We start from the raw sequence: 20,408 nt of genomic DNA, 5'->3' as shown, positions 1-20,408 counted from the left end.
GGCAACTTCTACGATTTTCCTATGAATATCACCTTCTTCAAGGCGTGTTTTTATCAATGCTCCTTCGGTGTCTGCAATGGAATTCATTTCAGCGATTTCTCTTTTGCAATTGCTGTTTAATACATCTTCAATGTTTTTTACCCCCACAAGGTCAAGGTCTCCCTCATTCGGCGGTATCACCTTTACAACTGTTACCCAGCATTTTTCATCTTGCGCAAGTTTAAGCCCGTTGACAAGGACCTCTTTTGAGCCGTTGACTGCTATAAGGATTTTTCTGTACCCTTTCATGTTCCGTTACCTCACGACCAGAATGGGACAGGATGCATTGGTGATTACTCTTTCTGCTGTGCTTCCTATGATCGCCTTGTTGACACCGCTGTACCCGTAACTCCCCATCACTATCAAGTCGGTATTCAGTTTATTTGAGGTTTCAACGATTTTCTCAGCCGCATTCCCTTCTTGTATTTCATCTTTGACGGATACCCCAAGCTCTGAGGCAATTCCCTTTGCCGTACTAATAATTTTCTGCGCTTCAAGAAGAAGACTTTTCTTAATTGAGCTGCTTTTAAAAAATTCCACCATTTCTTCATAGCGCGGAATAACATACAGGATTTGCAATTCTGCATTATCTGTTTTTGACAAACGGCAGGCGAGGTTTAATGCCTTTTGACTGGATGCCGAACCGTCAAAAGGAACCAGGATAGATTTATATTCTCCGGTGCATTCTGTACACGGTTTTTTCACTACCAGCACATCAATTGAAGAATTTACAATGACCTGTGAGGTCACGCTCCCCATAAGCAGTCTTTTCAGCCCTTTTCTGCCGTATGTGCCCAGCATTATTAAATCCGCCTTCTCTTCCTTTGCAATGTCAACTATGACTGCAGGAGGCTCCCCCTCACGAAGCAGGGATTGTACTTCTATTCCAAATTCAGAAGTTAACATTGCTTTTGTTTGAACACACACTTTTTCGCCTGCCTTCATGCGTTTTTCCAATTGCTCCGGCGCAATTCCGAATTCCTCGGAATCAAAAAACACGGCATGCACTAAAATAAGTTTACTGCCGTGTTTTTTGATCCAGTTTGCCGCCTCAATCAACGCCGCTTTGCTGTGCTGAGAGTCATCAAATCCCACTAAAATTTTTTCGTACATAGCTTAATGAGCCCCTCCGCCCTTTCTGAATATGAGTCCGACTCCAAAACCGGCAGCCAGCGCCGCCATTACGGATATAATCCCGTATAAAGCGGCTTTATTCTTTGCCATGCCGGCAAGTATCTTTACGATACCAACCTGTTCAACCGATACCTTTGCCTCTGCTTTCTCAAGGACCTTTTTATCCCTTACCGCATATACGGTAACGAGATAATTCCCCGGAGGCGCCTGATAAGGCCAGCTTGTCAGAATATAATAAGCCTGCCTGCCGTCTTTTGCCGTGGTTATTATTTTACTCGAAGATATTGTGTAAAGATTTGAGGATTCCTTATATTTTACGAATTCATTGAACCATTTTGATTTTTCATCCTCATTTGAAACAGGTGTCATTTTTATCTGTCTGCTTAAAGCCGGATAGCCGAGAACATACTTATCCGTTTCCTCTTTGCTCAGGAGATCCTCAATTTTTTTTGTACTGTAAATGGAATAGAGATTTGGTGTATTCTTAAAATTTACTGTCCCTTTGTTCATCCACAAAAATCCTGCTGTCTTTCCTCTCTGTTTCAGAACATCATGTCCGTTGGGAGAAGCTATTTTAATAATCAGGTCAGTGCCGGAATCGGCATTTCCGGCAACGCTTACAATACTGCCATGATAAAAGAAATCTATCTTAATATGGTTGTGGTTTGCCTTTATTGTAAGTTCAGCAGATGATTCCCCTGTGAATATGAATATGCATGGCAATAAAAATATTAAAAATTTAAAATTTTTCATCAGTGTTTTCCAACCTGTGATAGAAGCAATGACGGCGTTAATGTAAGTTCAAAGATTATTTTTACTGTCACTATGAGAACTATCACTGCGAGTATTATCTTTAGCTGTTCCCCTTTCATTTTCCTGCCGAATACCGCTCCTGCCTGTGCCCCGACAGTGGAGCCTAACAGCAAAAGCACTGCAAGGATAAAATCCACGTTGTGATTGGTATAAGCCTGAAGAAAAGTAACTTCTATGCAGTTAAACAATATCTGAAAGAGGCTTGTGCCTACAACGACATGCATTGGCATTTTTAAAACGTAGACCATGACAGGAACCATTAGGAAACCGCCGCCGACTCCCATGATTGCAGCGAGTATGCCGACAAAACCTCCGAATAAAATCGGAACAAGCGTGGAATGTGTTACCCCTGATTTTTCAAAGTGCGTTTGAAATGGGAGTGACTTGAGGAATTTTGTCAGTCCTGATTCTTTTTCAGTTTTGACCGCCTCCGTCTTTTTTTTCTTCATACTGTTTAAACTTTCAATGAGCATATATGTTCCGACTATCCCAAGCATCAGGACATAAGTCATTTTTATGACGAAGTCTGCATTGCCCGTTGCATTGAGAACTCTTATGGCCTGTACGCCCAAAAGTCCTCCGATAAACCCGCCGATAAGGAGATATAATCCCATCTTGAAATCCACATTGCCGACCTTCCAGTGCGCATATGTCCCGGAGGTTGATGCGGCAACTATCTGATTTGAATCCGTTGCAGCTGCAACAGTTGAGGGAATACCGAACATTATTAGAAGTGGGGTCATCAAAAACCCCCCGCCGACGCCGAAAAGACCGGACAGCAAGCCTACTGCAAGCCCCAGCCCGATCGGAATTATAATGTTGATGCTTGTTAAGGCTATCGGTAAGTAAAGATACATAAAATTCATTGATGCGTCTCCTTGCTGATTGGAAGAAATTCACGAAGCATAAATCTGACTCGCCATTGTTACAACAGGTCTTGATGCCGTTCTAACGAGTTTTTGTAAATCACTTGATGTAATATTTCCGTTGTTGGTTATGCTTGGGCTCAACAAGACCATATCTACGGTATTTTTTTGTTTGAGGAAATCTTTTACTGCCAAACCTATATCCATTGTTGTTGTCTGGATATTGGTATCAACTCCTGACTTGCGGCATTTTTCAAGAAGAAGGCTGATGGCCCCGGCATTCTTTTTGTCATTTGTTGAGAGTATTTCCTGCGCTGTCTTATGTTCGCCTGCCTCTGCAAATGTAACAGCAGTCATTATGTTTTCAAACTTTTCCATTAATTTTTGTTTGTATACGAGCAAAATAGTTATGCCCCTGTCCATAATTTTTGCCAGATCAATTACATATGAAAGTCCTTCATCACATTCTTCGTCTTGATAGGTTACAAATAAGAGATTTTTTTTCATTTTTACCTCCGGATTGTTTTAATTCCTACCCTATCTATAGCATAAACGGTGCTTTACTATAATGGCTTGATTTTTAAGGGATATTTAAAAATGAAACTTATTGGGCGTTTAAAATATGAACGGTATCAAAGAGGGGTTATTTTAATTAGTATGGATATAACTTATTGATTTAGAAGTATTTTTAAAATATTACAGGGGGAATAAAGAGGCGTTTAAAATATGAACGGTTTAAGAATATAAGAACATAAGCATTCCCTTGTTTTTTTCTGACAAATTGTGGTAGTATTTATTCATACCAGTATGGAGGATACTTAATATGACAATAGCAGTGAAGAAAACAATATCACTCCCACCTGAACTTGCCAAAGAAGCTGAAGAAATTGCCCGCGATGAAGGGAAGCCCCTGAGCGCGGTAATTCAGGATGCTCTGCGGACAACGAGGAAGGAAAGACTTAAGAAGGAATTCAGGGAATTGCAGGGCTGCTGGAGCAAGAAGGCAAAAGAAAAAGGGATACTCACCGAGAAAGACCTTCAAAGATACCTCGCGACATGAGAGTTGTTTTTGATTCAAATATTTTCATCTCAGCATTTGTTATTCCCGGCAGCCAGGCTGAAAAAGCTGTTTTCAGGATCATTAACAACCATGACAGTCTTATACTTTCCAAGACAATCATTGATGAGGTATTATCGGTTCTTGCTCATAAATTCAGCCGTGATAGAGAAGCCATAAGCCGTATTGCCGTTTATCTTGCGGGGCTGGGTGAAATTGTTCATACAATCAGAAGCATTACGGTTTTAAGAGATGTTCCTGATAACAGGATTCTTGAATGTGCAGTTAGCGGAAAAGCAGATGTAATTGTAACCGGAGACAAACAAATGCTTGCCTTGAAGGAGTATAAAGGAATAAAAATAATCACCCTAAAAGAGTATCTGGGATAATTTCCTCTCTTTGGTAAAGTAAGTTTTTTGGTCAACTACTTATCTTAACCGGAAGGCCGTGACTCATCAACTCTTTTATGCGCGGCATGAACTGTCAACACAATTCGTGATTAGTTCAATTTTTAATCTTCCTTGAGAATTTTCCAGAGGCTTGTCCTTGAGATGCCTAATGATTCTGCTGCCTTTGTTTTGTTGCCGCCAAATACCTTGACAACCTTTTCAACATATTCCTTGATATGCTCATCAATGGTTTTTATCTGGTCAGGGCCTAAGGTCTCAATCTGCAGCACCCTGATGCCGTGAGGAAGGCTCTCTGGCGTAATTACAGGGCTCTTCTCAATTATTATTGCCCGCTCAATGATATTTTCAAGTTCCCTTACATTACCCGGAAAACTGTAATGCATTAGAATTTCCATCGCCTCTTCTGAAATCCCTGTTATTTTCTTATTGGATTTAGGAAGATGTTTCTGCAGGAAAAATGCGCTTAAGGGCTTTATATCTTCCTGACGTTCTCTTAAAGGCTGGATAAAGATTTCCATAATATTCAGCCTGTAATAGAGGTCTTCCCTGAACCGTCCCTCTGAGATCAGATTCTTTACATTCTGGTTTGTTGCGGCTATGAACCTGACATCAACTTTTTGGGGTTTTATCCCCCCAACCCTGTAAAATTCACCATCTTCAACAACCTTCAAAAGCTTTGCCTGGAGGGCCGTGGACAATTCCGCAATTTCATCAAGGAAAAGCGTGCCGGTGTCAGCTATTTCCACAAGCCCCTGTTTTGGTGTTATTGCTCCTGTAAATGCGCCTTTTTCATGTCCGAACAACTCGCTGGCAAGGAGGTCCTCCGTAAGTGTTGCACAGTTGATGGAGAGAAACGGCCTGTCCTGTCTCCTGCTTGTTGAATGTATTATTTTGGCTATGAGATTTTTCCCCGTGCCGCTTTCTCCAGTAAGAAGAACGCTGCATGCAGAATCCTTCAGCCCGTCTATGGTATCCAGAATTTTTTTTATGCTTTCGCTCTTTGCAATAATCGTGACCTTTTTGTTCATGTCAAAGTAAGTCTTTAACGCAATATTTTCTTTTTTGAGGTTTTTCTGCTTTTGAATTTTCTTTACCCTGATGATCAACTCGTCCAAATCAAAAGGCTTTGTTATATAATCGTAAGCGCTCTTTTTCATGGCTTCAACCGCAGAGCCGATGCTTCCAAAGCCTGTGATTATGATTACTTCTGTTTCGGGATATTTCTCTTTTACCTTTTCCAGAAGCTCAATACCGCTCAGCCGCGGCATTTTTATGTCTGTAATAAGGAGGTCAAAGCGTTCCTTCTTAAGCGCATGAAGGGCCTCATAGCCGTCTTTTGTTCCGGACGTACTGTATCCTTCTTCATTCAGCGTATCAACGATATTTTTCAGAGTTATTTCTTCATCTTCTGCAACGAGTATCTTTAATGCCATGATTGTCAGTTCTCCTTCCCGGCAGGCAGGGTAATGATAAAGGTGGTTCCTCTGCCTTCCTGACTGTCAACCTGAATGTCGCCGTGATGTTTCTGAATAATATTGAAGACAATCGCAAGCCCCAGCCCTGTCCCTTTTTCCTTGGTGGTAAAAAAAGGTTCAAATATTTTGTCAATGGCTTCCTGCGGTATGCCTTTGCCTGCATCGGATATTTTAATTATTATATTGTTATTTTTCGTAATGGTCTTTACTGTCAGGTCTCCCTTCCCAGACATAGCCTCAATTGCATTGCTGAAGAGATTGATAAAGACCTGCTCCATCTGCTCGGGGTCAGCGGAAATAAATAATTGACTAATTTCATTTTCCTGCAAAAAGCGGACATTGGCAGTGTTTAAAGAACTGGGAAGCAATTTGTATGTATTGGCAATAAGGGTATTTAATTCAATTCTCACGGGTTGCGGCTCTTTCCCGCGGGCAAACTCAAGCAGGTCGCTTACTATTTTTTTAACTCTCATAGTTTGTGCGAAGATGTCATCAAGCCCGTTTTTGATGAACGGAGGACACTCTTCCCCGGATTTTTTAATCAGCCTCTGTGCTGTTGTGTATATATTGTTAAGCGGATTATTCAGTTCATGGGCGACTCCGGATGCCAGCGTACCGATAGCAGCCAATTTTTTGCTTTGCAGCAGTTCTCTTTCCCTTTGCGCAAGCTGCTCTTCCATATAGTTGAATTTCCCAATAAGAAGACCCACTTCATCCGTTCCCCAGTTTTTAGTAGGTTCAGCAACACTGGAAAAGTTTCCCAGTCCTGTTTTTTCTATCTCTCCGGACAATATTCTTAAACGTCTCACAGTGCTTTGGCTTATCCCGAACAACGCCCACAGCCCCACAAAAATAAACATCGGAAAAAGGATTAATGCCGTGGTCTGCGATACGGCAATTGCCTTGTCAACTTTTTCCCTTGCCGACTTATCCATATCATTGGAAATAGTCAATATCTCCTCACCGTCTTTTCTTATGGCGGTCATTTCGGTATTCAGCTCCTGTAAATTTTTAATAATCGGATTTTCTTCACGCAGAGAAAAAAGACTTTTTAAGAGCTCCGCATTTACGAGCGGACGCTCTAAGAATGTAGTTTCAATGATTTGAGAAAGTGCGCTGTATTGTGAATTTTTGGGCTTAAGATGAGTCAACTGCTTTTGAATTTCAGTAAAAATAGTTTCAATGTGATTGAATTTCTGACCGTAGTCATCTATTTTTTTTCCGAGCGTAAGGAGTTCCTCATTATTGTAAGTGCGCCGGCCTTGATTAAGAAGCGCCTGCAATTCTTTTAAATTGGCGTGAACTTTTTCAACCGCGCCGGCGTCCATGTAAAGGAAAAAGTTCTTTTCATGACGCCTTAGCTGTAAGGATTTGCTTCTGAGGTTGTCGGACAGTTCAAGGTAATGTATCTCTTTTCTGATTTCCATGAAGCTGGCAAAGGCAAAGATCATAAGGACGACAATAATAATGGAGCTTGTGAGAAAGCCGAGGATTATTTTTTTCTTCAAAGACATGGTGAGTTATTTTATCACTAAAAGGGGAAAAAGAAAAATTTACAGCTTATCCGCAGATTTTTTTAAGCAGTTCCATTAACCCGTTGATAATCTGGGCCGGCGCCGGCGGACAGCCGGGGATATATGCATCTACCGGAACTATACTTGCAACACCGTTGGTGATGGCATAACTTCCTTTGTAGATGCCTCCGTCAAGGGCGCAGTCTCCGCATGCAATAACGAGTTTTGGTTCCGGGGCTGCGAGATATGTTTTTTTAAGGGCAAACTCCATTTGCCTTGAGACGGGACCTGTGACAAGCAGCAGGTCTGCATGCCTCGGCGATGCGACAAAATCAATCCCGAATCTCTGGATGTCATAAACGGGATTTGTCAGCGCAGTGCATTCCCATTCGCAGGCATTGCAGGAGCCGGCATCAACCTGCCTGATTCTTAATGAACGGCTGAAAATTTTGTCAATTTTTTTCTGAAGGCCGGTAAACTGCAGCACCTCTTCAGGAGAAATTTTCATGCCGTCAGGAAACGGGATTGTATTTCTTTTGAACAGTATGTTTTTAAATATTTCTTTCAGCATTTTTTATTTCACTGTTTGCTGTCTCTACATATCACATCCTGAATAAGATAAATTAAAACTTTTGTTGCATAACGGAAAATCAGGCACTATATTGCCGTGCACTGCAAAAGGCACGACAGGCCAGTTGCAAAAAGACGGCGACCGCAGTTTTACCCTCAGAGGCATACCGTTTTTATCCGACATCACCCAGTAAAATACCGAGCCTCTCGGCGATTCAGTATAACCGAGAGCGGAAGAACATTCAGGTATATTATTGACTTTCACGGCTAAATCTCCCCGATAACTTGTTTCAAGGAGTGTGTTGATCATTGATATTGAACATTCCGCCTCCTCTGCCCTAAGCATCATTCTTGAGAATACATCGCCTTTAGCCATTGTATGAACTTCAAATTCAAGCCTGTCATAAAGCAGATGCGGATGCGACTTTCTGAGGTCGTCGTTAATACCTGACGCCCTTGCAGTGATGCCGGTTGCGCCTAACTTTAATGCAATATCTCTTGACAGCCGGCCTGTATTTTCAAGCCTCTCTACGTGGGATATAGCGCCAAGCAATAACTTCATGAGTTTCTTGTAATCTTTTGTAATTATTTCAATGGCAGAGAGGATGTCGTCTCTGTGCTGCAAGATGTCTTTTGCAACTCCGCCTATGGTGTTAACACCCCTTAAATACCGGCTCCCGGCAAGTCTTTCATTAAGCTGCATGAGCTGTTCTTTAATGACTGCCCCCTTTGCATATCCGACGGCAAGCCCTGTGCCTGCGCAGATGTTGCCGATATCTCCTATGTGGTTATACAGTCTTTCAAGCTCAAGCAGGAGCGTCCGTATTGCCTGTGCATTTTCAGTAATTTCAAGGCCTGCCATTCTTTCCACTGCCATACAGTATGCCGATGAATGGGAAAACGACGAAGTGCCTGAAACCCTTTCCGCAAGTTTTACGCCATCTGCAAAACCGAGGCGCTCAAAGTGTTTTTCCGTGCCTTTATGTGTATAAAACAATCTTGGCTCAAGGAAAAATATGGTTTCTCCGACAGCGCTGAATCTGAAATGACCGGGTTCAATTATTCCGGCGTGAACAGGTCCCACCGGTATTTCGTAAATTCCTTCCCCTTCAACCTGCATGAACTTATAAGGGGCAAGGGGCAAGGGGCAAGCAGCAAGTTCTTTCTTATCACTCATTGCTGATTCTTGACTGCTGATTCTTTCACCCTGTCCTTTAAACCATCCCCCGTTTTTAAAACGGTAATCTTTTCTTAGAGGGTAGACCCCGGCGGGAAATTCGTCATGCAATACGAGCCTCCTCGGGTCCGGATGACCGTTCGGCGTCAGCCCGAACATGTCATTTATCTCGCGTTCGTACCAATGGGCTGAAGGAATGAGATGAGTTATTGACGGAAATTCAGCGTCATCCTCATGCAGGGACAGGACAATTATATAAAGCTTATTTATGCCCGGAACAGAAAATACCGAATATATTCTAAAGACGTTGTCTATTTCTCTTTCGTCAGCGGCAAACATGAGCCTTAATAAGGCCTGTTTTTTCTCAACGAGATAAACACAGGCGTTCTTAAAGTCAATTTTGCTTGTTTCAATATAAAATTCATTAAGCCGCTCACTTGTTTTTAGCGCCTTATTTAAAATCTTCTCCATTATTTTACTCCAAGAGCCCCAATGCACTTTATTATTGTATTGTCTATGAAATCAGGGATGGTGACACCGAGGAGAATTATCATTGATGCCATTCCAATCATTATCATATTTGAGAAAATATCCGCCCGGCTGTCGCTGTTATTTTGAATTCTGAATTCTGGCTTCTTGTTTCCAAGGAGTATTTTTCCGAATCCGGAAAGCACTCCGTAAAAGACAATCACGGCAAAAAACAGAAACAGTCCGACGGCAGTCCACAGACCTTTGTCTATGCCTGCTTTTAAGATTGTAAATTCGCTTAAAAATATATTAAAGGGCGGGGCTCCTGCAAGCGAGAGCGCTCCGATGAAGGTCAGCGTCCCAAGCAGGGGCATTGAAGATAATACCCCGCAGACATTTTCTATTTTTGTAGAGCCGTAATGCGCCTGAATTCTTCCCGATGTAAAAAACATTAAGGGTTTTGACAGCGCATGATTTAATATATGGAGAAAGGCCCCGTAAAAACCTGCCAAGCCTCCAATGCCGGCTCCGAGCGAGATAATTCCCATGTGTTCAATGCTGCTGTATGCAAGAAGCCTTTTATAATTGTCCTGCACAAGCATGAAGACGGATGATATGCCGATTGAGACAAGCCCGAAAATAATAAGCAGGTTGCCTGTAAAAATATCTCCTGTTGACGGCTCTGTAATGGAGATGAAACGCAGGACCCCATAGAAGGCCGTGTTTAAGAGTATTCCCGAGAGCAGTGCGCTTATGGGGCTTGGCGCCTCACTGTGGGCATCAGGAAGCCAGTTATGCACAGGCGCAAGCCCGGCCTTTGTTCCGTAGCCGACAAGAATGAATATAAATGCCAGTTTCATTGTTGACGGGTTAAGCCTTCCGGCAATGCCCTTAAGCGCGGTCCAGTTCAATATGCCTTCGCCTCCTGTGACGGAAATGGATGCGTAATATGTTATGAATATCCCGAGAAGGGCAAATGTGATGCCTACGGTGCAGAGGATTATATATTTCCAAGCCGCTTCTATTGCCATCGGTCTCTTTGAAAACCCGAGCGCGATAAGCAGGGCGGATACTATGGTTGTAGCCTCTATGGCAATCCACATTACCGCAAGGTTGTTAGCCATTGTCACCAAAAGCATGGTAAAGATAAACAGATGAAAAAGCGTATAATATCTCTTAATCCCTTTGAGGTCCATAAGTCCGGCCTTTAATTCGTGTTCAAGGTAACCGACAGAGTAAATTGCTGAGGCAAGGCTGAGAAATATTACCAGCGACATGATATAGCCGGAGAGGGCGTCCATGTAAAGCATGCCGTTCATCATTTCCAAAGGTGAAGATACTGATGAAATGATTGCGGGAACGGAAAACACTGCAAGCATACAGGCGCCTGCCATGTTTGCATAACCTGTTGCCCTGACGCCCCTAATGATATAGCAGATAACCGCTGTAATGAGCGGTATCAGAAGAATTCCGGTCATTAATTTTATCCTTTCAAAACTGTAAGCTTATCAAGATCTGAAGAAGAAAATGCCTTTTTAATCTGTACGGCAAATATTCCAAGTATTATCACGCCCATGAGCATGTCAAATAAAACCCCGAGTTCTATAATCGTAGGCATCCCGAATGTCAGGGAAAAGCCCGCAAGAAAAAGCCCGTTTTCCATAAACAACAGTCCGATGACCTGAATCACGGCTTTTCTCCTTGTAATCATAATAAAAAGCCCGATAAGTATAACTGCTATTGAGATTTGAAGGACATTTCTTGAAAAACCCGTGACAAAGATGCCTTCCCTCAATGAAGCATAAACGACAGCAACGAGAATCCCCGATATGGTTAGCGACAGGGCATTGCTTATGTACGGCTCTACGTCATGAGTGACCTTCATTTGTTTTACAATTTTTCTGAGGAACACGGGTATTAGGAGCCCCTTGCTTAAAAGGGTTACGGCAGACGCAATATAAAGATGTATTTCTCCTACCATTAATGCCGTAATGGCTATTAATAATGAAAGCAGCCATGAATTAATGCGGTAGGCGTTGATGCAGGACTCAAGTCTTTTAAGCGCATTCATTGCAATAACGGTGAGGAGTATGCACACTGATATAAAATCAATTACCGAAGCTGTCTGAATCCAGTTTCTCATTTTATTTCCCCATCATTATGTAAGTCAAAAGCGACAGCAGCGCAAGAACAAACGCCCCTCCGAGAAGAGACGGGAGCTGGAAAAATCTCAGCTTGGCCCTTGTTGACTCCGTCAATGCCATAAGAAATGCCATAAAAAGCATTTTCAAAAAATAAGCTCCGGATGATACGGCAAGCTCTGAAAATCCTGTATTGTTTGAAATGCCCAGCGGAAAAAATATATCAGCCGCAAGGGTGAATAAAAGCATCTGTTTTATGTAATGGGCCCATTCCATAAGGGCAAGGTATTTCCCTGAATATTCAAGCAGCATCCCTTCGTGAATCATTGTTAGCTCAAGATGTGTGTCAGGATTGTCTACAGGTATCCGGCCTGTCTCTGCCACTATTGCCACCAGGAAGGCAGTCAGGGCCAGGACGTGAGACGGGGAGTAGAAAACATTCTGCTTTGCGGCAATCAGCGCTATATTTGTTGTGCCTGCGGATATGGCTGCGGTGAATATGCTGAGCATCATCATTGGTTCCACAAGAATGGCTACTGTCATTTCCCTGCTGCTTCCTTCTCCGCCAAAGGCTGTGCCTGCGTCAAGCCCTGCCAGCGCCATAAAGAACCTTCCGAGGGCAAGGATATAAATCAATGCTATGACGTCTCCCATTACGGCTGAAGAAGTTTTTGTGGTTATAACTGGAACAATCATCGCGGCGGCAATCATGGATGTAAATACTATGTAGGGAGCCGCCTTAAATATCCAGGAAGCAGCGTTTGAGATAACCAGGTCCTTTTTAAATAGGCGCAGCAGGTCCCAATACTGCTGGAATACGCCAGGGCCGGTCCTGCCCTGCATAGCCGCCTTAAGTTTTTTGATTATCCCGTTAAGGAGCGGAGAAAAAATTATGATTATTAAAAACTGAAAATGTTCCATATCAGGTCCCGAATATCAAAAGCAGTATAAGCGTTATCAATATATAACCAAGATAAAGATGAAGGCTGCCTGACTGAAGCAATCTGACCCTTTCCGCAACCTTGTGAATGAAGCCGGTAACAGGGGCATAAAAATACTTGTCAAAAAAAGGTGTGATTTCCCCGCTGTATCTTATGGACCTTACAAAAAACGGTTTAATGATATATGAAACCTTAAGCTCTCTCCTCGGGAGGTATATCCTTTTAAATATCAGTTTCACGGGTTTTGTAAATGCAGTTGCGGTGTATTGCATGCGCGGAGTAAGCAAAGGAATGCCGCAGTCCCACGACCCGGCATAAGTGATTTTTTTCCTGCCTCCGGCACTTATGACGAAAATAACTGCCGCCGCAAACATGACGAGCATTGTAATTAGAATTACTGCAGGTGAAAGAGAGGACGAGGTTTCAGCCAGATAAAGAAAGCCTTTTGACAACAGCATTCCGGATGAGCCCGCAATCGGATAAACGGCATTGGAAACAATCGTTATCACAGAGCCCGGGAATATTCCGGATAAAAGACAAAGTGCGGCAAGCAAAGCCATGCCGGCAATCATTGAGGGAGAGACCTCTCTTGCATTTTCCGCAGGATGACTCCTCGGCATCCCGAGGAATGATATGCCGAAGGCCTTTACAAAACAGGCGGCGGCAAGCGCGCCCGTGAGGGCCAGCGCTGCGCCTCCAAGCGGTGAGATAATCTTTGACGTGATAGACGGGGATTTAAAACCGAGGAGCAGCGACTGGTAAGTGAGCCATTCGCTTACAAATCCATTGAAAGGCGGCAGGGCGCATATTGAAACAGAGCCGATGAGAAAAAACAACCCTGTGTACGGCATTAATTTAAGGAGTCCGCCCATTTCTTCCATGTTTTTTGTATGCGCGGCATGCATGACAGAGCCGGCGCCAAGGAAGAGCAGGCTCTTGAATAAGGCGTGGTTTAATGTATGATAAAGCCCTGCAATAAGAGCTATTGCGGCAAGATTATTAAGACCATGGCTTTTGAACATTATTGAAGCGCCTATGCCAAGCAGGATTATGCCGATATTTTCAACGCTGTGATATGCAAGGAGTCTTTTAATATCATGCTCCATCATGGCATACAGGACGCCCAGTACAGAGGAGAGTGCGCCGATTACGATTATTGTAATTCCCCACCATTCATACCCCGGTCCCATTATATCCATGACTATTCGCAGCAGCCCATAGATGCCTGTTTTTATCATCACGCCTGACATCAGGGACGAGATATTGGACGGCGCCGCGGGGTGCGCCAGCGGAAGCCATGTGTGAAGGGGGATTATCCCAGCCTTTGTGCCGAATCCGATTACAGAAAAAATAAATATCAGATGTTTCAGATTTTGCGGGATTTGTGCGGCATGCTCTTTTATCGCTGAAAAGCTCATGCTTCCCGTATACCTGTAAAGAATCAGAAAGAGTACAATTATGAAGGCGGTCCCGACGTGGGTCATTACGGCATAAATAAGTCCTGCCCTTGCCGATTTTTCAGTTCTGTCAAATGTAACAAGAAAATAAGAAATAACAGACATGGTTTCCCATGATACGAGGAAAGTAATGATATTGCCTGAAAGCACCACGGCATACAAGCTCAGAAGAAAGGTGTTAAACAGGAAACCCATCAGTCCTTTACGCTCAATATCTTTTGCGTAACCGACGGAATAGATTGACACTGCTATCGTGAGGAGTGAAATAACCGCAGTAAAAAAACCTGAAAGCGCATCAGCATGAAAGGCAAACTCAAAAAATGACGATATCTGGAAAGAGGGGAAATATGCCTGCCTGTCCTGTAACATGTATAGTCCTGCAATGCCGAGAAACAGTGCGCCGAATGATGAGAGCAGGAAGGCATAGGTTTTTATTTTCCGGACAGGCATCAGGGAGACTGCCGTGCCGGAGAGAAAACAAAAAATGCCTGCGCTTATAAGATTTTCCATTTTTCTTGACCTGAAAAACTATTAACTTTAAAACAAACATTAAATTTTAATCAAGAAGGGCGCAGGATTTTTTAAGGCGCTGATTCAAGGAGGACCGGGGATTTTATGATCTCTTTGACTCTGCGTTATACAGCGAAAGTTCTGTCTTTAATTTCGCTAGCTCTTTTTTTAAATCTTTCATTTTAAGTTCCCTGCCGACGGCAATCCCGTAAAACTTTTCAAGTTCTTCAATCCGCTTCTTGAGTTCCTGTTCCATTTTTTTGCGTTCGGTGATGTCCCCGACAACATGAATGAGCCCGATAAGATTATTGTTGTTGTCAAAACGGGGGATAGCCTTTATTTCAAGAAATTTGTTAAGATGGGGTTCAAATACATCAAAGGTGGCGGACTCATTTGTCTTTAGACATTCGCAGCTCAGACAACTCTCAGGCGGATACTCTGTGCCGTGATAATATTCATAGCATTTTACTTTTGCGGTTTGCAGAAAGGGCAGACCGAGTATCTGCTCGGCGGCCTTGTTGGCGCGGATGATGTTGAAGTCCTTATCGTGAATGGTAATCATGTCCGTGATGGTGTTAAATGTGTTTTCCCAGTCCTGTAATGTCTCTGAAGTTTTATCTTTAGCCTTTTGAATCTCAAGGGTGTTGTTATTGATGGTTTCAGCCATTTGATTAAAGGCGGAAATCAACTCGCCGACCTCATCATCAGAGCGCACGGGAATAACAGAGGGGAGGGAACCGTTTTTAAATTTTAAGACAGACTGCTTAAGGGTCATGACAGGATTAATTACAAGGCGATTGATGAGCATATTCAGGACTGCTATGACAATCAATGTTATAAGTATTGAGGCAATCAGATAATTAATCACAGAAGCCCTAAGCTCTTTCTGCATATCAGAGGACGAAAGTATTAACCTTACATAACCGATTAATGCGGGCGGGGAGTTTAGGGCTGTCCTGTAGAATACAGGTTCGTAAAAATCATACATATAGGCAGTGATTTTTTTATAAAAAATTGTGTTTTTTCCCTGAAAATGTATGGCTGCCTCAGGGTCAGGAGGGTCTTTTAATTTTGCGGATGGATAGGCGTCAACTATGCCCCAGACGGGCGAATAAACCTGCACTAATTCAACATCTTCTGTCCTGACGATATGCGCCGCCTTGCCGATAAGGTCCAGGTTTTCCGAGACAAGCCCTTCTTCCGCGGCCTTTGCAAGCGGGAAACTTAATGCCTCGCCCCGGATGATTAGTTTCTTTTCTATGCTTCGGTGAGAATCTAAAATAAAAAAAGATGTGCTTATAGCGCTGATAATGATAATTGTTATGGCTACATAGATTGAGACCCTCGCTTTTATTGATATGTTCATTTCACCCCGCCCCAAAATGTCGGGACAGCGATTAGAAAATTATCTTTTTTGTCATTCCGTCCCGATGCATCGGGAATGCGGAATCCAGTCTTTTCCACTCTGGATTCCTGCCTGCATGGTAGGCAGGAATCCGCAGGAATGACGGCATACGATATTATAATACTCCATAATTGTTTCATTTTATATCTGAAAGCGATATAGCGCCGTATGAGCTTATGAGTTCCTGCCCTTTTTTGCTCAATGCAAAATCAATAAATTTTTTGACCTCCGGTCTTGGATTTTTAGCCGCCAAAATAAAAAGTGGTCTTTTATAAGGATATTTACCGGTTGAAATACTTTGTTTATCCGGATAAACGCCGTTTAGTTTCAAGATCTTTACGTCCCGCTTTCTTGAACTTAAAAATCCGGCTATTGCAAAGCCCTCAGCAGTTTTTTCTATCATTTGCTCTACAATGCCTGTTGAGGCAAGATATGTGGCATCCGGGATATCTTGAGGCTGGTTACCCTTAAATATAAGCTCATTAACCGAGGTCTCAACGCCGCTGAGTCCGTGCCCTTTAGACGGTTTTGATATAAAGAGGTTTATTGCCTTATCGGCGCCTTTTAGCTGTTTCCAGTTGGTTATTTTGCCTGCGTATATTGCCCTGATATCATCAAGGGATATACTGCTGACCGGGTTTGATTTATGTACAATAGCTACTAACGCATCCCATGCGACCTGTATAAATTCAATATCTTTAGGGTCATCTTTTGTCATATGCCTGCATGAGGCGGCAAAATCCACCCTGCCTGTCCGCAGGTCGTCTATGCCTGTTGCGCTGCCTCCTCCGCGGATGAGCACTTTCTCGCCTGTAAGTTTTTCATAGTCTTTGGCAAGCTCTGTCAGATAACCCAGATTGCTCACCGAACAGCCGCTTCCCGTAATCTGTTCAGAATAAGCAAAAGGCGCATTAAACAAGCATATTAAAAGGGAGATGAAAAATAGGAGGCGGAGGCGTGGAACTTTTATTAAAAGAGCCGCTTGCAAAAGTATAGAGGGAATCCTTTTTGCCGTCATACCCGCGAAGGCGGGTATCCAGAAGTCTTTGATTTTAAAAAATACTGGATTCCCGATAAAGACCTCGGGAATGACAAATAATGACTTTTGCAAGAGCCTTGAAAGATTTTTCATGCCGTTAAACCCATGCATAAGTTAATTATATCATACACGATTTGAGTTTATATGCAAGCGGAATTTAGCCTGTAATTCCCTTATACTACCCTCCCCTTCATCCCCTCCCGTTAAGGGAGGGGAACTGTTATATCCCCTTTTAAAAAATTGGGATTGGATGATACAGGTCGCTTGCTAATTTCCAGAATTTGTTACACAATATTCAACAAATGTTTAAGATTAAATTCCTAAGGAATATCCTGCTCATATCTCTTGCAATAGCAATAATCCTGCCTTTGTACAATGTCCTGTTCATTTACCCCTCATTTAATAAGCTTATGATGGAAACAATTGAAGGCCATGCTTTTCGCATAACAACACACCTGGGTTCCATGTTTGTTCCGGAGGGAAGTGAATTAAAAAGGGAATCTCTACCGCCTAATTTTGTAAATGAGGTCAGGCGTGCCGCAAAAGACTTCGGGCTTATGAAACTGAAGCTTTTTTCAAAGGCAGGCGAGGTTATATTTTCCACCGATGAAACCGAGATAGGTGAAATGAACCGAAAGCGCTATTTTCATGAGATTGTAGCCAGGGGCAATACATACACAAATATTGTTCCAAAAATTTCAAGGTCTGCCGAGGGCAAGATAGTGACTGTTGATGTGGTGGAGACCTATGTGCCGATACTAAGAGAGGAGGGTTTTGTCGGGGCGTTTGAAATCTATTTTGACATTACAAACACAAAAGGGAGGTTTGGCAGTCTGATCTCACATTCTTCCACACTGCTGTTTGTCCTTGCGCTCGGACTCTTAACTGCAATTTTTGTAGTCTTATCAAATGCAAAAAAAACGATTGAAAGCCGTGAGAAGGCAGAGAAGGACCTTGTTGAAAAACAAAAAGACCTTGAGGCTATAAGCAATGAGCTAAAAACAGACAGGGACCAGCTTCGCAGTTCCCTGAATATCTTTTCCCGGATAATTTCGGAAGTTGAAAAAAAGAAGGGTTTTGAAACTTACCTCTACCGCCCTATGGACAATCCGCATATCCCCACATGCTGGGAGGTGAAGAACTGCAAGTACAAGGACTGCCCCGTATTCGGACAGAGGAATATCCGCTGCTGGCAGATAGCCGGCACACACTGCGGTGGAAATGTGCAGGGCGTATTTGCAAGGAAATTCGGAGCCTGTGAGAAATGCAATATCTATCAGGATTCTATAAAAAACCCGATGTATGAGATAAGGGAGACCTTTAATAATATGATGCACATCCTTGAGAGCACGCATAAGGAACTTATAGATGCGCGTTTTTCCGCCGAAGATGCAAGCAGGCTGAAATCGGATTTTCTTGCGAACATGAGCCATGAGATACGCACGCCTATGACAGGGGTTTTAGGCATGATGGACTTGGCGCTGAATACAAACCTTACCGAGGGACAGCGCGATTATTTAGTTACTGCAAAAAGAAATGCTTACGAGCTCCTTGAAATTATTAACGACATCCTTGATTTCTCCAAAATTGAGGCGGGAATGCTGCCGGTTGATATTATTGATTTCAACCTCCGTATGACGGTTGAGAGCGTTGCCGAGACGCTGGCTCCCCGCGCGCAGGAGAAAAATCTTGAGCTTGCATGTTTGATTCACCACACTGTTCCGTCGCTGGTGAGGGGTGATTCGGGCAGGATTCGTCAGATACTCGTAAATCTTGCGGGGAATGCAATCAAATTTACTGAAAAAGGCGAGGTTGTAATAAGGGTGGAACTTAAACAGGAGACGGATGATAAAGTCACTGTTCTTTTTTCAGTCACGGATACGGGTATCGGGATATCAAAGGATAAACTGTCTATGATTTTTGACCCCTTTACGCAGGCAGATACCTCAACAACCCGTAAATATGGGGGCACGGGACTGGGTTTGTCTATATCAATGCAATTAGTCAGGTTAATGGGCGGCGAGCTGGGCGTTGAGAGTGAGGAAGGCAAAAGCAGCCGGTTCTGGTTTACTGTGCCGCTTGAAAAACAAAAGGCAGGGGGGGTTATTATGCATGAAGTTTACCCTGACATACATGGGGCCAAGATACTCGTTGCCGACGACAATGAAACTAACAGGACCATCCTCTGCAAAATGCTTGAGAGTTTCGGGTGCCGCCCGTATGCAGTTGAAGACGACATAAAGGCGGTTCAGGAATTAAAGAACGCCGCAGGTTCTGAGGATCCGTTCCGGCTGTTAATCCTTGACATGCAGATACCCGGCTCAGATATTGCACAGACCATACGTAATATTAAACAATCTTCTGATATAAATAAGACTGCAATAATTGCGCTTACCTCGCTTGCAAACCGCGGAGACAGCTCACAACTGCACGATATGGGGTGTGACGGCTATCTTGTCAAACCGATAAAACAGTCATTGCTTTTAGATGCGATAACTACAGTCCTCAGCCTGGAAGCGGCGGCTAAGGACATAAAACATAAATCAATCGTGACCCGTCATACAATTTCAGAGAAAAAGCGGCGCGATGTAAGCATACTTTTGGTTGAAGACAATCCGGTCAACCAGAAATTTATAACGGCGCTGCTTAATAAAGCCGGATACACTGCTGATGTTGCCGGAAACGGCCGGCTTGCAGTTGAGGCCGCAGGGGAAAATCAATATGACCTAATCCTGATGGATGTCCAGATGCCTGAAATGGATGGATTTAAGGCGACAAAAGCTATCAGGGAAAAAGAAGGCGAATCCCGTCATACTCCTATTATCGCCATGACGGCGCATGCTATGGAGGGCGACCGTGAGGCGTGTCTCAACGCAGGCATGGATGATTATATTTCAAAGCCCATACAGCCGCAGGCTCTCTTTGAACTCATAGAAAAATGGATTAAGACCCAGCTTGAGAAAAAATCTGCCGGGCCTGAGCTTGTCATCACAGACGATAACATCCGCTTAAAAGATGCTGTGTTTAAAAGCATCCCTGTAGATATGAAGGCGGCAATGCAGAGATTTGGTAATGACAGGGAGTTTTTCAAGGAAATGCTTAAGGAGTTTTTGAATTATATACCGGAACATCTAAAGACGCTTTCAGAGGCTGCGGCATCAGGCAATGCCGATTTAATACAAACAGAGGCGCACAGTATCAAGGGAGCGGCTGGCAATTTGTCCGCCGATAAGGTATATTCTCTGGCCTTAAGCATTGAACACAAGGGACGGGACAGGAGCATTGCTGATGTTTCACCGCTTATAAAAGAGATGAAGGACGAAGTAGACCGTTTAAATGAATTTGCAACTGCGCTGTAATATAAACCGTAAGCAACAGGGAATTTAGTTTTA

19 protein-coding genes are annotated in these 20,408 nt (G+C 43.2%); 3 read left to right on the top strand and 16 right to left on the bottom strand.

Translation table 11 applies throughout. The features are described from left to right. From HZA10_01065 to HZA10_01045, 5 genes are all read right to left on the bottom strand, one after another. Positions 1-288, bottom strand: a 288-nt coding sequence (locus tag HZA10_01065) for a universal stress protein (protein ID MBI5194893.1), incomplete at its 3' end; no start/stop codon positions are given. Positions 289-294: 6 nt separating this feature from the next. Further along, a complete protein-coding gene (locus HZA10_01060) occupies positions 295-1,152 on the bottom strand; it encodes a universal stress protein (GenBank protein MBI5194892.1) in 858 nt (285 codons plus the stop codon). A gap of 3 nt (positions 1,153-1,155) precedes the next feature. Then, a complete protein-coding gene (locus HZA10_01055) occupies positions 1,156-1,926 on the bottom strand; it encodes a TIGR02186 family protein (protein ID MBI5194891.1) in 771 nt (256 codons plus the stop codon). After that, on the bottom strand, positions 1,926-2,852 hold the full coding sequence (locus HZA10_01050; GenBank protein MBI5194890.1) for a sulfite exporter TauE/SafE family protein: 927 nt from the start codon (positions 2,850-2,852) through the stop codon (positions 1,926-1,928). The genes HZA10_01055 and HZA10_01050 overlap by 1 nt, the downstream gene beginning before the upstream one ends. Before the next feature lie 30 nt (positions 2,853-2,882). Beyond that, the gene (locus HZA10_01045) at positions 2,883-3,359 is read right to left on the bottom strand and encodes a hypothetical protein (GenBank protein MBI5194889.1); all 477 of its coding nucleotides are present in this window, start codon (positions 3,357-3,359) and stop codon (positions 2,883-2,885) included. A 316-nt stretch (positions 3,360-3,675) separates the two neighbouring features. Here HZA10_01045 and HZA10_01040 point away from each other — a divergent pair, with 316 nt between their 5' ends. After that, positions 3,676-3,912: a ribbon-helix-helix protein, CopG family gene (locus tag HZA10_01040; protein MBI5194888.1), complete on the top strand. Its 237-nt coding sequence runs from the start codon at positions 3,676-3,678 to the stop codon at positions 3,910-3,912. Next, positions 3,909-4,298 (top strand): putative toxin-antitoxin system toxin component, PIN family, encoded by a 390-nt coding sequence (locus tag HZA10_01035; protein ID MBI5194887.1) that lies wholly within the window; start codon positions 3,909-3,911, stop codon positions 4,296-4,298. Before HZA10_01040 ends, HZA10_01035 begins: the two co-directional genes overlap by 4 nt. 122 nt (positions 4,299-4,420) lie before the next feature. Here the strand turns inward: HZA10_01035 and HZA10_01030 are convergent, their stop codons facing one another. The 11 genes from HZA10_01030 to HZA10_00980 form a co-directional block, all read right to left on the bottom strand. After that, on the bottom strand, positions 4,421-5,752 hold the full coding sequence (locus HZA10_01030) for a sigma-54-dependent Fis family transcriptional regulator (protein ID MBI5194886.1): 1,332 nt from the start codon (positions 5,750-5,752) through the stop codon (positions 4,421-4,423). A 5-nt stretch (positions 5,753-5,757) separates the two neighbouring features. Further along, positions 5,758-7,308, bottom strand: coding sequence for a GHKL domain-containing protein (locus HZA10_01025; GenBank protein MBI5194885.1), 1,551 nt, complete (start codon positions 7,306-7,308; stop codon positions 5,758-5,760). Positions 7,309-7,354: 46 nt separating this feature from the next. Next, a complete protein-coding gene (locus tag HZA10_01020) occupies positions 7,355-7,816 on the bottom strand; it encodes an NADH-quinone oxidoreductase subunit B family protein (protein MBI5194884.1) in 462 nt (153 codons plus the stop codon). Positions 7,817-7,903: 87 nt separating this feature from the next. Further along, positions 7,904-9,526 carry an NADH-quinone oxidoreductase subunit C gene (locus HZA10_01015; protein ID MBI5194883.1) on the bottom strand — a complete coding sequence of 541 codons (1,623 nt, stop codon included), beginning with the start codon at positions 9,524-9,526 and terminating at the stop codon, positions 7,904-7,906. Then, complete coding sequence (locus tag HZA10_01010) at positions 9,526-11,001, bottom strand: hydrogenase 4 subunit F (protein ID MBI5194882.1); 1,476 nt, start codon at positions 10,999-11,001, stop codon at positions 9,526-9,528. Before HZA10_01010 ends, HZA10_01015 begins: the two co-directional genes overlap by 1 nt. Before the next feature lie 5 nt (positions 11,002-11,006). Further along, on the bottom strand, positions 11,007-11,666 hold the full coding sequence (locus HZA10_01005; protein MBI5194881.1) for a hydrogenase: 660 nt from the start codon (positions 11,664-11,666) through the stop codon (positions 11,007-11,009). Position 11,667: 1 nt separating this feature from the next. Then, positions 11,668-12,585 carry a respiratory chain complex I subunit 1 family protein gene (locus tag HZA10_01000; GenBank protein MBI5194880.1) on the bottom strand — a complete coding sequence of 306 codons (918 nt, stop codon included), beginning with the start codon at positions 12,583-12,585 and terminating at the stop codon, positions 11,668-11,670. A gap of 1 nt (position 12,586) precedes the next feature. Further along, the gene (hyfB, locus tag HZA10_00995) at positions 12,587-14,572 is read right to left on the bottom strand and encodes a hydrogenase 4 subunit B (protein MBI5194879.1); all 1,986 of its coding nucleotides are present in this window, start codon (positions 14,570-14,572) and stop codon (positions 12,587-12,589) included. 103 nt (positions 14,573-14,675) lie between these two features. Beyond that, complete coding sequence (locus HZA10_00990; GenBank protein MBI5194878.1) at positions 14,676-15,938, bottom strand: HAMP domain-containing protein; 1,263 nt, start codon at positions 15,936-15,938, stop codon at positions 14,676-14,678. After that, positions 15,935-16,117, bottom strand: a complete 183-nt coding sequence (locus HZA10_00985) for a hypothetical protein (GenBank protein ID MBI5194877.1) — start codon at positions 16,115-16,117, stop codon at positions 15,935-15,937. Before HZA10_00985 ends, HZA10_00990 begins: the two co-directional genes overlap by 4 nt. Further along, positions 16,114-17,127 carry a phosphate ABC transporter substrate-binding protein gene (locus HZA10_00980; GenBank protein ID MBI5194876.1) on the bottom strand — a complete coding sequence of 338 codons (1,014 nt, stop codon included), beginning with the start codon at positions 17,125-17,127 and terminating at the stop codon, positions 16,114-16,116. Before HZA10_00980 ends, HZA10_00985 begins: the two co-directional genes overlap by 4 nt. A 191-nt stretch (positions 17,128-17,318) precedes the next feature. On the opposite strand from HZA10_00980, the gene HZA10_00975 reads away from it, so the two are divergent. Continuing rightward, positions 17,319-20,375 carry a response regulator gene (locus HZA10_00975; protein ID MBI5194875.1) on the top strand — a complete coding sequence of 1,019 codons (3,057 nt, stop codon included), beginning with the start codon at positions 17,319-17,321 and terminating at the stop codon, positions 20,373-20,375. Positions 20,376-20,408 lie beyond the last annotated feature (33 nt).

The sequence above is a fragment of the Nitrospirota bacterium genome (genome assembly GCA_016212185.1).
GTDB lineage: Bacteria > Nitrospirota > Thermodesulfovibrionia > UBA6902 > DSMQ01 > JACRGX01.
This window is presented reverse-complemented; position numbering and strand designations above follow the sequence as displayed.